This is a genomic window from Desulfovibrio sp. 86, assembly GCF_902702915.1.
GTDB lineage: Bacteria > Desulfobacterota > Desulfovibrionia > Desulfovibrionales > Desulfovibrionaceae > Desulfovibrio.
On record NZ_LR738849.1, the window covers coordinates 401,289 to 415,794 of the forward strand.

A 14,506-nucleotide genomic window follows, 5' to 3' on the forward strand; every position below is an offset into this window, starting at 1 on the left:
GAAATGGGGGCTACTCCATACTCAACTTATCTTGCAAAATGTCATGCTTCTCCTGCTGCTGGATATATTTTCTGATCGTTGCCTCGTTGAGTCCGACTGTGCTGACATAGTATCCTTCGGCCCAAAATTTTCTGTTGCCGAACTTGTACTTAAGGTTTGCGTGTTTATCAAAGATCATCAGTGAGCTTTTGCCTTTCAAATACCCCATAAAACTCGATACGCTGATCTTTGGCGGGATACTCACCAGCATGTGTATATGGTCTGGCATCAAATGCCCTTCTAAAATCTCTACCCCTTTGTACTTACAAAGACTCTGCATGATTTCTTTTATACTATCGCGCAGTTGTGCGAATATTATTTTTCTTCGATACGTAGGTGTAAACACGATATGATACTTGCACAGCCATTTTGTGTGAGCTAAGCTTTGGGCCTTGGTTCCCATAACAAAAACACCCTTCTTTATAAGTTACGATGGGCTTGAACAACTTCATCGTACAGGAAGGGTGTTTTTGTGTGTATAACACTTTGTCCCCACCCGCATAGCGGGTGGTTCTCTGTTTCGCGCGCTGGCGCGCTCAACTGGCTAAAGCCATAAATCTAAACGGCCCGTTTCGCGAGAAACGGGCCGTGGTTGCAAGAACGCTGGTACAGGCGTTAGTGAGTTAGAGCGGTAGCTCCTGCTTCTCGCCGCTTATGCTCTGGCAGACAGCTTTCGCCTCATCAATGTAGAAAATTTCAAACCTGCCATCGCCCACCGCATATATTTTCTCCAGATCGGGCATGACTTCAAAGGCTTTCTTTTGGGTCTCGGGTGAAGTGGCGAAAACAGCCTTACCGCAGATGCGCAGGGTGTTGTATTTTTCATCCACAGCGCAAATCTCCACCTTGGGGTTGTTCGCCATTTGCTTGCACATATTTTTGTCATTACTGGTACAGAACGCGAGCTTTCCACCGCAGTCCATCACAAAACCGATCGGGCGGACATGAGGTTGATCGCCTTCACAAGTGGCCAGATAGAACACCTTGGCATCTTGCAAAAAATTCAGAGCTTCTTTCATGATCTGGACTCCTCTAAGTTGTGAAATTGAGAGCCTACTGGTGGACTCAATTTGCGACTTTCTGGAATAGTTGCGCCAGTTCGGCGGGGTTGCGGTGCTCTCCAGTTCTATAATTGATAGTCTGGCCCACGCTGAAATGGAGATAGTATTCCGGGTGTCCTTCAAGCGGAACCCAAAATCCTACAGCATAGCCGTCAGCCAAGGGCATAAATACGTGGGTAGCCTTTTCCTCTGCCAAGGCTTTGTTGGCAAGGCAACCTTTGTGCATTTCAGGAGTTCCAACACTTGAGCACTTTATGCCCTGTTTAAGGACTCCCAGCTTATCAGCGGCTTTGTTTAGGGCGATTACCTCCCTGCTTTTGTGGAGGAGGACAACGCCTTCGGGGAAATTCCCCCACATCATGTGAAAAGCGTCTATCGCTGCACTTGGGAGTGGATGTTTAAGCTCCATAGCAGTTCCTTTTTAAAGTTTTGTAACCTATAGGCGCATCTTTTATCATTGCTGTAAATGGTAGTATATGACGAAAAATATATAGTCTATTGTCAAAAACAAGAACAATGTCTCAAAAAAGCCACATTGGACTTACAGAGGTACTCCCCAAAATTCGGACAGGTGTGGAAACTACACTTGAACGCAAGGAGAGTACGAATGAGCGCGCGCAAAAATCACACCCCCGCCTTTACGGGCCAAGGTAACCTTGTTGGCCCTTTCCGGTGAGAAAACTATCGCCGAATTGAGTTCGGAATTTGGCGTTCACCAGACGCAAATTCACCGGTGGGTCAAGCAGGTCAAGGATTCTGTCGCGGGTATATTTTCCGGTGAAATCAAGACCGGAGAAGCCAAAGGGGAAAAAACTCCGTGGGTTGCACGCCAAAATCGGCCAACTCACCGTGGAACGCGATTTTTTAGCCAAAGCCTGGGGGAAGCGGTGAGCGTCTCCCGCAGGCAAAGCATGGTGCAGCACGGCCATGTCACGCTCAGTGTTGTCCGGCAATGCGATCTGCTCGGCGTTTCCCGCTCCGGCCTGTACTGCACGGCCAAGGGCGAGCCAGCTATGAACCAGATTTTGATGCGAGAAATAGATTTGGCCTTTACCGAGTGGCCCATCCTTGGCGTACGCCAGATGCGGAGTTATTTGCGATTGCTGGGTTAACAAAGCGGGCGCGATTGTTGGCACTGGTTCGCGCGCACGTTGCGCATAAACAGATACATAAGAAAGCGGGGATATGCCCCGCTTTTTTGTTATTATCAACACGCTTCCTCCGGCTTGGCATAAGGCTCTATGGCCAGTCTCAAGCGGCGTTGCCAATCAGTTTTTGAGACACCATATATGAATCACACGCCTGAGAGGGCGAGAGCAAACCACCCGCTATGCTGGTGGTTTGCTGATTTTATCCAGCACCACAAATGTTGATAACAAAAACTTATCAACGGCCATGTCTTTTTTATCACTAGGGGTCCCTGCCAGCACGTTTCATGATCGCGGACAGCTGAGAAAAATGGAACATTTCATTGTTCGTCTCAATGCTCACTGCCTGCCGATTGCTCTTGGCATTCCTCATTTCCCCTAGAGCCGCCTGCATTTCTTCTTAATCTCATACGCTTTCGTATTTTCGACAATCACATGTTTTGCCTGAGTATTTGGGGCAAAACGTATCAATCCAGTCAAGATGGACCGCCAGGCACCGTATAACGACAACCTATCACAAGCTGCGTTTAATTTGATTTCTCACTCATCCACCATGTGTGTATCAAAGATCCAAGTTGAGATTAATTTCGCAAGCTGGCGATCAAATCTGGTTCCTAACTGATCGGGTAACCAGCCCAAAACAGGAGCAGAACACATGGTTAGTGATTCGTCATATCGCGGTACAGAGCGTTGCTGGTCCACAAAGCGAGACGCCAAAAAAGGCAAGATGTCACGCATTGCCCACCTTTTATCCGGCAAGTTTGTTCTTGAAAAAAATTTTAGCGAGCTGCTTCGCCATGTCGTTGCACCGGGCGAAACCGTCGTTGTTGAAAGCGGCCAAAAACAGGCCAGCTTTCTGTCTGAAGCTTTGGCCAGTGCAGATCCTTCAGTCCTGCACGACATTCACATGGTCATTCACGCAGTGGCCCGACCCGACCATGTTGAAGTTTTTCAGCGCGGCATCGCCAGCACCCTCGATTTTGGCTACGCAGGCCCCATGAGCCAGCAGGTGGCGTCGCTCGTCAAGAGCGGAGAGCTCACCATCCGCTCCCTGAATACCTATGTGGAACTTTCAAGCCGTCTGTTTGTGGATCTGATACCCCACGTTGCATTTATTTGCGCGGATGCCGCCGACAGCCAAGGCAACCTGTTTACCGGCGCAAATACCGAAGACACCCCTGCTATTACGGAAGCCGCAGCCTTTGGCAACGGCATCGTCATCGCGCAGGTCAACGAAGTGGTTGATAAGCTGCCCAGAGTAGACATTCCCGGTGGATGGGTGGACATCATAGTCCGCACAGAAAAACCCTACGCCCTGGAACCCATCCAGACTCGTGACCCCAAGGACATAACCGAGTTGCAGATCCTTATGGGGATGATGGTTATCCGCGGCATCTATGAACGGCATGGCGTTGTTTCGCTTAACCATGGCGTTGGCTTCAACACGGCCGCCATCGAGCTGCTGCTGCCTACGTACGGCGAAAGCCTGGGGCTCAAGGGAAAGATTTGTCGCAACTGGACGCTTAACCCGCAGCCAACACTTATTCCGGCCATTGAACACGGCTGGATAGAGAGCGTGCACAGCTTTGGCAACGAAGATGGCATGCAGGAATACATCAAGGCACGCTCGGATATCTTTTTTACAGGCCCTGATGGAAGTTTGCGCTCAAACCGCGAATTTTGCCAACTCGCGGGCCATTACGCCGTGGATTTATTTGCCGGTTCCACGTTGCAGATTGATGCGGTTGGCAACACCTCCACCGTCACCAAGGGGCGCATCACCGGTTTTGGCGGGGCGCCGAACCTCGGAAGCGATGCGCGGGGCCGTCGGCACAGTTCGCCCGCATGGCTTTCGATGATCAACACGGACTCTCCCACAGCGCACGGCAAAAAACTGGTCGTCCAACTGGCTGAAACCTACAAGGCCGGCGGCGTGCCAACCTTTGTGGAAAATCTGGATGCCATTGAAGTTGGCAAGGATGCCAACCTGCCCTGCACCCCGATCATGATCTACGGTGACGATGTCACCCACATCGTTACCGAGCAGGGCATCGCCTACCTCTATCTCGCGCAATCACTTGAAGAAAGGCGCGCAGCCATCGCTGCGGTAGCCGGCGCCACCACGCTGGGGCTGCGTTCATCACCCAAGAAAAACGCAGAACTCCGCCAGCAGGGTCTTGTCGCTTACCCAGAAGATTTGGGCATCAACCGCAACGAAGCCAAGCGTTCCCAGCTTGCAGCAAGGAATATGAAAGATATTGTTGATATCTCAGGTGGTCTTTATGAACCTCCTGCACGCTTTAAGAACTGGTAATATTTAATTTTGAACTTTTACCATAATTAAAAACTATCAATAGACGAAAAAAAGTAATTTCACACAGTTTTGTACGACTGTTACATTTGCGTATAATTGGCAATACACTTTAATAATATAAGTGTATTTCCATCAACAAACAACGATTGTGGAGAAAAGTATGGCTACATCGTCAGATCAGACGCATGTTATCCGTTCGTGGACAACCAAGAGGGATAACAAGAAGAAAAAGCTTTCTTCTGTCGCTTCAATGATGAAGGGGAAATTTCTTCCCACAAACAGGATTATTGATGCCTTTCATGCCCTGATTGAGCCCGGCGACACCGTTATTATGGAAGGTGTGCAGAAACAGGCCGACTTTCTGTCCCGCTCGCTGGCGCAGGTCGATCCCAAAAAAATCCACGGCCTGGAAATGGTTTTGCACGCGATTGAGCGCCCTGACCATATCTCGATTTTTGAAGACGGCATCGCCTCTACGCTTGACTTCAGCTTTGCCGGGCCCCAAAGCCGCAAGGTTGCCGAGCTGCTTTCCAAGGGCGTCATCAAGGTTCGTTCGATGAACACCTACGTTGAACTTTCCGCCCGCCTGTTTGTCGATCTGATCCCCAAGGTGGCCCTGGTTTGCGCTGACGCCGCCGACGCCGAAGGCAACCTTTACACCGGCGCCAACACTGAAGACACGCCTTCCATCATTGAAGCCACCTCCTTCAGCAACGGCATTGTCATTGTCCAGGTCAATGAAATCATGGACAAGCTGCCCCGTATCGACATCCCCGGCGGGTGGGTTGATGTGATTGTCCAGGCCGACCGCCCGTTTGAAATGGAGCCCATCCAGACCCGCGACCCCAAGGACATCAGCGAGCTTCAGATTCTGATGGCCATGATGGCCATCCGCGGCATCTATGAAAAGCACAACGTCATTTCGCTTAACCATGGCGTTGGCTTTAACACGGCGTCCATTGAACTTCTGCTGCCGACCTACGCTGCCAAACTTGGGCTCAAGGGCAAGATCTGCCGCAACTGGGTGCTCAACCCCCAGCCAACCCTTATCCCGGCCATCGAAAGCGGATGGGTCGAAAGCGTGCACAGCTTCGGCAACGAAGACGGCATGCAGGAGTATATCAAAGCCCGCCCGGACATCTTCTTTACCGGGCCTGACGGCAGCCTGCGCTCAAACCGTGTTTTTTGTCAGCTGGCCGGTCACTACGCCATTGACCTCTTTGCAGGGTCCACGCTGCAAATCGACCCCGCAGGCAATACGTCCACAGTGACAAAGGGCCGTATCGCCGGCTTTGGCGGCGCACCCAACCTGGGCGGCGATGCCCGCGGGCGTCGCCACAGTTCGCCCGCATGGCTCTCCACAATGGACACCACAAGTTCCACCGCTCACGGGCACAAACTGTGCGTGCAGATGGTGGAAACGTTCAAGGCCAGCGGTGTGCCGACCTTTGTGGAAAACCTTGACGCCATTGAAGTGGGCAAGGAAGCCAACCTGCCCTGCGCCCCCATCATGGTCTATGCGGAAGATGTGACGCACATCGTTACCGAACAGGGCATTGCCTACGTGTACAAGGCCCAGTCCCTTGAAGAACGCCGGGCCGCCATCGGTGCTGTTGCCGGTGCGACCAACCTTGGCCTCAGCGCCAACCCCAAGAAAACAGCAGAACTGCGCCGCAGCGGTGTTGTCGCCTACCCCGAGGATCTCGGCATTGCCCGTTCCGAGGCCAAGCGTTCCCTTCTCGCGGCCAAGAACATGAAAGATCTTGTGGAGTGGTCTGGTGGTCTCTACGAACCCCCGGCCCGCTTCAGGAACTGGTAGGCAGGTAACGATATGGAGGCAGTTCTCGGAACAGAGCACCTTTGGGACAGGCAACAGCTTTTGCCGGTAGACCTGACTGCAAAAGATTCACGCAAACTGTCAGGCAGTCCAGAAGATCTGACGCCAGAGGTACTGGCAGATCTGGCTGTAAATGCCCTGATAAATGAGGTGGATCTAACGCCCAAGCCGGGGTTGGTGGACCAGCGAGGCTCAGGAACACACGTGGACCTCACCCGCCAGCTTATGCACCGCTCTGCAAGATCATTGCGGGCATGCTTCAGGGCGATGGCCCATGAAGCCTTGATTCCTCAACCATATTCGTTGTTGAGGGAAAGGCTGGGGGCCATTGGACGTCAGGGCGAGATCGACATGTTTGCCGCCACTGAAGGCTGCAATACCCATAAAGGCGCCATTTGGGCCCTGGGATTGCTTGTTGCGGGGGCCTCCATTTGCCGCAAGGCAAAAAATCCTGCCGAGATGGCTGCTGTGGCTGGCGCCATTGCCAGATGCCCGGACCGTCATGTCCCGGTGCAGGACACGAACGGGAGCAAGGCTGTAAAGCGCTATGGCGTCAGCGGCGCGCGAGGTGAAGCCCAGGCTGACTTTCCACATGTCGTATGCGTTGGATTGCCGGCGCTGTGGGCGGCTCGCAACCGGGGATTGGCAGAAGATCATGCAAGGCTTGATGCCCTGATGGCGATTATGGCGGAGCTTGACGACACCTGCGTTTTGCACCGCGGCGGAGCAAAGGCCCTTGCCGCCACCAAACAGGGGGCACGCGAAGTGCTGCTCGTTGGGGGCACCGGCACCCAACGAGGCTATGAAGCCCTGATGGCCTTGGACAAAAGGCTGTCCAGCCTGGGCGTTTCACCTGGCGGAAGTGGTGACCTGATAGCAGCAACGCTTTTTTTGGATTCAATGGTCCCAGGATTCAACCTTTAGCCTTTAGAGGTTCGTTATGGAAACAATGCGTTTTGATTACCCGGCTTCGACCACGGTGCCCAAAAGGGTGTGCCTTGGCGTCGTAACTTCGGGAGACCTGGAAATACTGCTGCAGCCCTCAAGTGACGGGCGGTCCCATGTATTTGTTCAAACCAGCATCACCGGCTTTGGTGAAACCTGGAAAGCCGTGCTTGACTGGTTTTTCAGCACCTATACTGATGCTGCCGATATAGTGATTCATGATGCCGGCGCTACGCCCGGCACCGTAGCAATGCGTTTGCAGCAGACTGTGGAGGAAAGCAGATCATGAGCGTGACCATGAACGAAGCAATCAATGAAGAATCGCGCCGCAGTTACATTGAACTGAAAGCCCGCGAACGTGCGCAACAGATCCTTGATCCGGGCACGTTCCACGAACTGCTTGGCCCCTTCGATCGCGTGGAGTCCGTTTGGTTGCCCATGCAGGGCATCGTTCCGCAGTCTGATGACGGCTGCGTGGTCGCAAAGGGCAAAATCGACGGCCAGCCCGCTGTGGTCATCGCCATGGAGGGCAAATTTCAGGGCGGCAGCATAGGTGAAATATGCGGCATGAAGATGGCCATGGCCTTTGCCCTTGCCCGCAAGGACAATGAAAAAGGCATCCCCACCCGCGCGGTTCTTTCCCTTGAGAGCGGCGGCGTGCGCCTGCAAGAAGCCAACATCGGCGAACTTGTCATTGCCGAAATTTATGCGGAACTGGTTGCACTGCGCAAATATACTCCGGTGGTTGTGGTGATCGCGGGCAACACGGGCTGCTTTGGCGGCATGTCGCTGGCAGCGGGGCTTTCCAGCTACGTTATCATGACCCGCCAGGCCCGCCTGAGCATGAACGGCCCGGAAGTTATTGAACAGGAAGCCGGACTGGAAGAAATTGTTGCCAGTGACAAGGTCTTTGTCTGGGGCATGTGCGGTGGCGCTCAGCGTTACGCCACCGGCGCCGTTGATATTTTGGTTGAAGACGATGCTGATGCCATCACCGATGCTGTCAAGGACGTCTTCCGTAAAGGGCTCCCCCCTGTGCTGCGCACCAGCCAGTATGACCTCTTCATTCGCCGGCTGGAAGCAATGGATACCAGCAAGCAGTGGACAGCCGAAGACATCCGCAAAACCTGGAAGGAGATTGAGTGATGGGTAACAACGCTAAAGTATCGATGCGTGGACGCGCCTGGTTTGAAGCTTTGACCGGCAGCAACGGCAAACTGCCCGATGGCCCCGGTTCCCTGCTTGCGGCTGAAGCTCCTCTGGGCAACGAACAGGCTGTCTTTGTGGGCCTTGCCCCTGACCCGCATGCGCGTTTTCCCCGCGTTAAAAACACGGAAGTTGGCCTTGAAGAAGGATTTTACGGCACCAGGGCCCTGCGCCAGGTCATGGCCCAGGATGCGGACAAGGCCGTGAAGCGCCCCATCATTTCGGTCGTTGACTCCATTTCGCAAGCGTATGGTCGGCGTGAAGAACTTGTGGGCATCCATATTGCCGCAGCTGCCATCATCGCCGCTTTTGCAGAAGCGCGCATGGCTGGCCACCCTGTGATTGCCCTGATTGTCGGCCGTGCCGTGTCCGGTTCATTCCTGACCCTTTGTGCCCAGGCCAACCACATGATTGCCTTCGATGACCCCGAAGTGCTCATCCACGCAATGTACAAGGATGCCGCAGCCCGCATCACCAAGCGCAGCGTGGCCGAACTGGACAAGCTCGGTGAAGAGATTGTGCCCATGGCGTATGACATTCGCTCGTTTAACAAGCTGGGCGGACTGTACAAGCTGCTGCAGGTGGAAACCCCCGACGCCCCCAATGCCAGCACCGTCAAAAAGGTCAAGGATGTGCTGGCTGAAGCGGTTGCCGATGCGCGCAACACGCCCGCGACTCTTGACCGGCGTCTGGAAACTGAAGGCGCCAAGGAATACCGCAAAATGTCCATCAAGGTGCGCGACATGATGACCGCGCAATGGGCTGCAGTCTAGCCCCGTGCACGATGGGGGGCATCACTGCAAGTGATGCCCCCCATAACCACGAGCAAGGGCTGCCCAAACGCCTAAACGACAAAATGACAGGTGATCGGCTGGTGGCTCACACGATACCACGCTATTGCTGTTTATTCTGCTGTGATGTCGGCACATAAATCTGCGTTTGCGCGAACTGCCATGGTATTTCTTTGTCGATAGTACGGCATAAAAGAAAGGACTTACGGAGATCATGATGGAAATATTGCAATCGCTTAGTGGGGTTTTTAGCTGCATGCTGATGATTGGCGTGGGCTTTTACCTCTCCAGCAAGAAATGGTTCGATCAGTCGTCAGCCAAATTGTTTTCCAAGATGGCCATGACCCTTACCATCCCCCTGTATATGATCGTCAGCATGATGAAGTCGTATACAAAGGCTGACCTCATGCAGCTGGGCGTGGTTGTTATTGTGCCGTTGTTAACGATGCTGATCACGTTTATTGTGGGCATCATCACATCCGTTGTTTGCCGCATTCCCGATTACCGCCAGGGAACCTTCCGCTGCATGTTTTTTGTCGCCAACACCGCATTTATTGGATTTCCAGTAAACGTGGCCTTGTTTGGCGACAAGGCCTTGCCCTACGCGGTCATGTACTACCTTGTTCAGTCGCTTCTCTTCTGGACGATTGGCACATATGCCATGAGCCTTGACGGTCCCAAAATGGTTGCGCAGGGCCTGAGTGAAAACGATGAGCCCATGCAGTCTCCCAAGATTTTCAGCATGCAGACCGTCAAAAACATCCTGACCCCCCCGCTTATCGGTGCGATGGTTGCAATTTTGCTGATTGTAACTGACGTAAAACTTCCCAAATTCATCAGCTCTACCTTCGCGTCCTTCGGCGGCATGACCACGCCGCTGGCCATGCTCTTCATCGGCATATCAATATTTCTGGTCAATCTGCGCTCCATCCGTCTGACATATGATGTTGTCATTCTGATTGCCGCGCGCTTTATCATTGCGCCGGCCATTATTGTAATCACCTGCCACTTCATAGAAGTGCCGGATCTGATGCGCAAGGTTTTCATCATTGAATCGGCCATGCCTGTCATGACGCAGTGCTCCATTGCGGCGCGGGCCTTCAAGGCCGACTATTCCTATGTGGCTGTTGTTACAGCTGTAACCACATGCATGTCTTTAATTACAATTCCAACGTTCTTCATACTCCTTTCGTTCGGGATTATCTAAAAGCAGTTCACCCCATGAAAATGGGGTGAACTGTTCAATCATGCTGCCTGGAGGTGCCCATGTGTCAAAAACAACTTGAAAATCTTGCAGCCGTTGTAGAAAAATTTGGCAGCGCCCCCACAATTGCAGACATGCCGCGCCGCACCCTTGCTGACAAGGGCATAAACGGGCCCACTGCGGCTCACGTTATTGAAGAAGTACATAGCCCCTACAACCTTGCATACCTGACGTTTACTACCGGCTCATCGGCTTTTCAGAACATTGTGGGCGTCACGTTTGAAGAGCTGCCCGACAGAAAGCGCGCCACGCAAAAAGCCCTGGAGATGGCCAACATTTCCAGGGGGGCGCACGCGCTTGTTACCTATGCGCCGCTGGTAAATGTTTACTCCGCGCAAGCGCTGCACGAATACGGCATGACATGGTCTTTTTTGCTTCGCTCAAGCCGTGATGCGCTCATAGTGGCGCTGTGCAGGGACAAACCAAAAGTTTTGATTGGAGAATCCGGTTTTTTGAAGGTTGCGCTTGAAGACGTCGCCAATCTGGGACTTGCCGAAGCCATGCCGCGAGACTGCATCGTCCTCTGTTCAGGAACCCCTCTGGACCTGGACATCATCCCTCTCGCTCAAAAATACGGCTGGCAGATCCATGACCTGTACGGATGCCAGGAGTTCGGATGGATCGCTCTTGATGGACGCCCGTTGCGCGATGACATCTCCCTTGTGCCATCCCCCCTCGGAGATGATTACAAAGAGCTTGTACTTGGGGGTCTTCCGCTTGCAGACAGCTTTATCATTGGTGCAGGTGGGCATGAGTGCAACAGTAGCGGACAAATTTTGACGTACAGAAGAAAACGCACGCATCCAGAATATGAAGTACTGATAACAGCAACAACGTTTTCTGACCCGACAATAATAGAAAAAGCTGCGCGCAGTATTCTTCGCATAAAAAGCCGTGTGGTTAAAGTGCATCCGCATATCAAATGCAATGCGGAGGCGACAGAAATGCAGCTTGTGACAAACATGGCCCTCACAGAACGCGATGCCAAGCCTGCGGCAACAATTACCGGCCCGCAAAAAACGCGCTTGTTCGATTCTCTCGTGGAAGCTCAGATTGCCTTTCAGAAGGCCGGCAAGACAGACCCTACTTGGGTCAAAAAAAGCTGAACGAGCAGATAGTTGCCACCGCCTCGACGTAAGATTACCGTAGCCGGAGTTGATATGCAGCAATACGAACGCCATACCCTGTTGGATATTAACTTTGAAGGAAGGATGCGGATTTTTACCGAGGCGGTGGCAAAAGGTTATGGCCGAGATGCCTGCTTGGAAATGCTATTGCCGGAGATGCAGAAGCCGGGGAAGGACAGCGTTGCCAGAGACAAAAGGTTTCTTGCCATTCCCGGAATTGTCAGACGCGAAGATACTGCCCCACGCCCGGGGGAAATCGCGGTGGGTTTTACCTCTGAGGCCTCGGGTGCCATGGGGCGCTTGCGCCTGCCTGGCTTTGTCCTGCCGGACGCGGTGCTGCGCTCGCGAACGCCTGTGGACGTTCTGCAACAAGCCCTTGGCTCTGCTTCTTTTTCCAGGACTCCAGCCCTTCAGGCTCTGGAGGCCGTAGTCACTTGCGGACTGCGGGGAACACGTATTGGAGTTTGGGGTTCAACAGGGTTGGAGCTTGCAACTGGCTACAAGTACACGCACAAGGCGTCGGATCTTGACGTGCAATTGCAACCCGAAGTGGGCTTGAGCCCCGATCTGCTGGAAGAGTGGCACGCATTGATGCTTACTGTAGAAAACAGGTTTGAGATCAGGATTGATGCAGAAATTCAGCTTAAAAGCGGATATGGCGTTTCATTAAAAGAGTGCTGCAAAAAAACAAAAACAGTACTTGGAAAAGGCCTGGATGACGTCAGACTGCTTTCAAGGGATGATATTTTTACAGGATAATTATGTTAACTGGGGCGTTCCGCTCATTGTATCACTGTGTAAATTCAGGCTATAAAATATATGCAGTTAAAGTCAATACAATGTTTTATGGCGGTGTCCGAGTTGCTCAATTTTCACAGTGCCGCCGAACAGCTTGGCATGAGCCAGCCCGCACTTACGGCTCAGATACAGGCTCTTGAGGAGTGCCTTGGCGTCCAACTGTTTGTGAGAAACAGGCAAAAAACAGAACTTACCTATGCAGGAAATATTTTTCGCAAAGAAACTGCGGATCTGTTGCATATAGTTGACAGCGCCATTGCTCGAGCTCGAGCGACCGCGCACGGCCTGGCCGGATATTTACGGATTGGATTCATATCAACAGCTGTGGCGGCAGGTGTTCTCTCACCATTGATTTCTGAATTCCGCCAGTTGAAGCCGGACATCGAGTTGAACCTGCAAAGCATGTCCACAGAGTCTCAACTGGAAGCATTGCATGATGGAAGAATTGATATCGCCATTGTGCGCCTTCCATTAAAAAATATTAATCACTTTGAAATCACGCCACTGTATTTTGAGCAACTCATTCTGCTATTGCCCAAAGCGCATCCTCTCTCATCAAGATCGTATATAGATTTATCTGAACTTTCTGAGGTTCCTTTTATCCTCAATGCTCGCCATCGGGCCACAGGGTATTATGATTTTATTCAAAAAATGCTTTCCAACTCTGGCGTCATATTAAATATACAGCAAGAAGTCGAAGAAATGTACACTCTGTGCTCGCTGGTTTCATCTGGTTTGGGGGTGGCTGTGGCTCCATGCTCTGTAAAATGCTACCGTTTGCCAGGAATTGAGTTTAAAAAATTGCCCGAACTGCCAAGGGTGGGCATTGCGCTTGTGACTCGAAAGAACGAAACGCTCGAGTATGTGCAGCTGTTTTCTGCCATAGCAAAAGAGCGTAAAAATATTTCACATGATTAATCAGCAACGGCTTTTGTATTTCAAATAACCAGTACCTCCCGATGTAACTTTGCTGCCGTTGTGGAGGAGGACTTTATGGAATTTATCCAGATACAGAGTTTTCTCGCCGTTGCAGAACTGCTGAATTTCAGTCAGGCCGCCAAAAAAGTTTTTTTAAGCCAGCCAGCCGTGAGTCATCAAATACACTCTCTTGAAAAAGAGCTGGGATTTCTGCTGTTCGAGCGTTCGCATAAAAAGGTGGAGCTGACCCCTGCGGGAAAAACCCTGTACAGGGAGCTGGCCCTCTATGGCGAGCAGTTTGAAAAAACTGTGAGCCAGACAAGGCTGGCCTCCAGGGGAGAAATTGGCAGGGTGCGTGTAGGCTTTATATCTACAGCTGCAGTGGATATCGTGCCAAACCTGATCCATCGTTTTAGTGAAAGTCATCCGCATGTAGAGTTGGAGCTTTGTAATGGGCTGACTGCCAGCCTGATAAGGCAGCTTGAACGTCAGCAAATAGATGTGGCTTTTTTTCGAACACCATATGCTTCTTCCGGTCTGTTGCAGCATATTGTCATTCACAACGAACCGTTCAATGTGTTTCTGCCTGCCAATCACAAGCTTTGCTCCAAGACGACAGTGTCATTGCACGATCTGGATAAAGAAGTGCTGGTCTCGTACGCGCGTAACAACGCGCCTGGATACCACGACTTTCTAAATACAAATCTTCGAGCATCGGGGGCGGAACCAGCCAATGTGCATTTTGCAAACGACATGTACACCCTCATTTCAATGGTTTCTGCCGGAGTAGGTGTGGCCATAGCGCCTGCATCCCTCGACCGCTATGGACTCGCGGACGTTCAGGCGCGGCCCATCAGGGACGACATTGCCCCATCACAAATAGCGATAGCTTTTCACGCACAACTGACGCACCCGGCTGCAAGGGCTTTTATCGATCTGGCACTGTCTGAGGCCACTGTGCGCCTGGACGCGCGTCATGATGCTGCCGCTCTTGCTGAGTAAGACACCAGTCTGAGATGAAGGCGCAATAATTCATGTATCATAGCATGTTCGTCATA

At 52.2% G+C, this 14,506-nt stretch carries 15 protein-coding genes; 11 read left to right on the plus strand and 4 right to left on the minus strand.

Annotation, left to right across the window (positions count from 1 at the left end):
* Positions 1-10: 10 nt before the first annotated feature.
* The 4 genes from tnpA to DESU86_RS01700 form a co-directional block, all read right to left on the minus strand.
* The gene (gene tnpA, locus DESU86_RS01685) at positions 11-442 is read right to left on the minus strand and encodes an IS200/IS605 family transposase (protein WP_179979461.1); all 432 of its coding nucleotides are present in this window, start codon (positions 440-442) and stop codon (positions 11-13) included.
* 220 nt (positions 443-662) lie between these two features.
* Positions 663-1,058, minus strand: coding sequence for a pyridoxamine 5'-phosphate oxidase family protein (locus DESU86_RS01690; RefSeq protein ID WP_179979462.1), 396 nt, complete (start codon positions 1,056-1,058; stop codon positions 663-665).
* A 46-nt stretch (positions 1,059-1,104) separates the two neighbouring features.
* The gene (locus DESU86_RS01695; protein ID WP_179979463.1) at positions 1,105-1,509 is read right to left on the minus strand and encodes a hypothetical protein; all 405 of its coding nucleotides are present in this window, start codon (positions 1,507-1,509) and stop codon (positions 1,105-1,107) included.
* A gap of 229 nt (positions 1,510-1,738) precedes the next feature.
* On the minus strand, positions 1,739-2,314 hold the full coding sequence (locus DESU86_RS01700; protein ID WP_179979464.1) for a hypothetical protein: 576 nt from the start codon (positions 2,312-2,314) through the stop codon (positions 1,739-1,741).
* Between the two features lie 589 nt (positions 2,315-2,903).
* On the opposite strand from DESU86_RS01700, the gene mdcA (DESU86_RS01705) reads away from it, so the two are divergent.
* The 11 genes from mdcA (DESU86_RS01705) to DESU86_RS01755 all read left to right on the plus strand — a co-directional run bounded on the left by mdcA (DESU86_RS01705) (position 2,904) and on the right by DESU86_RS01755 (position 14,450).
* On the plus strand, positions 2,904-4,562 hold the full coding sequence (mdcA, locus tag DESU86_RS01705) for a malonate decarboxylase subunit alpha (RefSeq protein WP_179979465.1): 1,659 nt from the start codon (positions 2,904-2,906) through the stop codon (positions 4,560-4,562).
* 160 nt (positions 4,563-4,722) lie between these two features.
* Complete coding sequence (gene mdcA, locus DESU86_RS01710; RefSeq protein WP_179979466.1) at positions 4,723-6,381, plus strand: malonate decarboxylase subunit alpha; 1,659 nt, start codon at positions 4,723-4,725, stop codon at positions 6,379-6,381.
* A 12-nt stretch (positions 6,382-6,393) separates the two neighbouring features.
* On the plus strand, positions 6,394-7,323 hold the full coding sequence (locus tag DESU86_RS01715; RefSeq protein WP_179979467.1) for a triphosphoribosyl-dephospho-CoA synthase: 930 nt from the start codon (positions 6,394-6,396) through the stop codon (positions 7,321-7,323).
* Between the two features lie 16 nt (positions 7,324-7,339).
* On the plus strand, positions 7,340-7,633 hold the full coding sequence (locus tag DESU86_RS01720) for a malonate decarboxylase subunit delta (protein WP_179979468.1): 294 nt from the start codon (positions 7,340-7,342) through the stop codon (positions 7,631-7,633).
* On the plus strand, positions 7,630-8,490 hold the full coding sequence (mdcD, locus tag DESU86_RS01725) for a biotin-independent malonate decarboxylase subunit beta (RefSeq protein ID WP_197957525.1): 861 nt from the start codon (positions 7,630-7,632) through the stop codon (positions 8,488-8,490). Before DESU86_RS01720 ends, mdcD begins: the two co-directional genes overlap by 4 nt.
* Positions 8,490-9,323, plus strand: a complete 834-nt coding sequence (gene mdcE, locus DESU86_RS01730; protein ID WP_179979469.1) for a biotin-independent malonate decarboxylase subunit gamma — start codon at positions 8,490-8,492, stop codon at positions 9,321-9,323. The genes mdcD and mdcE overlap by 1 nt, the downstream gene beginning before the upstream one ends.
* Before the next feature lie 232 nt (positions 9,324-9,555).
* The gene (locus DESU86_RS01735) at positions 9,556-10,548 is read left to right on the plus strand and encodes an AEC family transporter (RefSeq protein ID WP_179979470.1); all 993 of its coding nucleotides are present in this window, start codon (positions 9,556-9,558) and stop codon (positions 10,546-10,548) included.
* A 59-nt stretch (positions 10,549-10,607) separates the two neighbouring features.
* The gene (locus DESU86_RS01740; protein ID WP_179979471.1) at positions 10,608-11,711 is read left to right on the plus strand and encodes an acyl carrier protein; all 1,104 of its coding nucleotides are present in this window, start codon (positions 10,608-10,610) and stop codon (positions 11,709-11,711) included.
* 54 nt (positions 11,712-11,765) lie between these two features.
* The gene (gene mdcG, locus DESU86_RS01745) at positions 11,766-12,491 is read left to right on the plus strand and encodes a malonate decarboxylase holo-[acyl-carrier-protein] synthase (protein ID WP_179979472.1); all 726 of its coding nucleotides are present in this window, start codon (positions 11,766-11,768) and stop codon (positions 12,489-12,491) included.
* 60 nt (positions 12,492-12,551) lie between these two features.
* Positions 12,552-13,448, plus strand: a complete 897-nt coding sequence (locus tag DESU86_RS01750; protein ID WP_179979473.1) for a LysR family transcriptional regulator — start codon at positions 12,552-12,554, stop codon at positions 13,446-13,448.
* 75 nt (positions 13,449-13,523) lie between these two features.
* Positions 13,524-14,450, plus strand: a complete 927-nt coding sequence (locus tag DESU86_RS01755) for a LysR family transcriptional regulator (RefSeq protein ID WP_179979474.1) — start codon at positions 13,524-13,526, stop codon at positions 14,448-14,450.
* The last annotated feature ends 56 nt before the right edge of the window (positions 14,451-14,506 follow it).

Coding starts and splice junctions, on each gene's coding strand:
- tnpA (WP_179979461.1), bottom strand. CDS start 442: ATGGGAACCAAGGCCCAAAGCTTAGCTCACACAAAATGGCTGTGCAAG.
- DESU86_RS01690 (WP_179979462.1), bottom strand. CDS start 1,058: ATGAAAGAAGCTCTGAATTTTTTGCAAGATGCCAAGGTGTTCTATCTG.
- DESU86_RS01695 (WP_179979463.1), bottom strand. CDS start 1,509: ATGGAGCTTAAACATCCACTCCCAAGTGCAGCGATAGACGCTTTTCAC.
- mdcA (WP_179979465.1), top strand. CDS start 2,904: ATGGTTAGTGATTCGTCATATCGCGGTACAGAGCGTTGCTGGTCCACA.
- mdcA (WP_179979466.1), top strand. CDS start 4,723: ATGGCTACATCGTCAGATCAGACGCATGTTATCCGTTCGTGGACAACC.
- DESU86_RS01715 (WP_179979467.1), top strand. CDS start 6,394: ATGGAGGCAGTTCTCGGAACAGAGCACCTTTGGGACAGGCAACAGCTT.
- DESU86_RS01720 (WP_179979468.1), top strand. CDS start 7,340: ATGGAAACAATGCGTTTTGATTACCCGGCTTCGACCACGGTGCCCAAA.
- mdcD (WP_197957525.1), top strand. CDS start 7,630: ATGAGCGTGACCATGAACGAAGCAATCAATGAAGAATCGCGCCGCAGT.
- mdcE (WP_179979469.1), top strand. CDS start 8,490: ATGGGTAACAACGCTAAAGTATCGATGCGTGGACGCGCCTGGTTTGAA.
- DESU86_RS01735 (WP_179979470.1), top strand. CDS start 9,556: ATGATGGAAATATTGCAATCGCTTAGTGGGGTTTTTAGCTGCATGCTG.
- DESU86_RS01740 (WP_179979471.1), top strand. CDS start 10,608: ATGTGTCAAAAACAACTTGAAAATCTTGCAGCCGTTGTAGAAAAATTT.
- mdcG (WP_179979472.1), top strand. CDS start 11,766: ATGCAGCAATACGAACGCCATACCCTGTTGGATATTAACTTTGAAGGA.
- DESU86_RS01750 (WP_179979473.1), top strand. CDS start 12,552: ATGCAGTTAAAGTCAATACAATGTTTTATGGCGGTGTCCGAGTTGCTC.
- DESU86_RS01755 (WP_179979474.1), top strand. CDS start 13,524: ATGGAATTTATCCAGATACAGAGTTTTCTCGCCGTTGCAGAACTGCTG.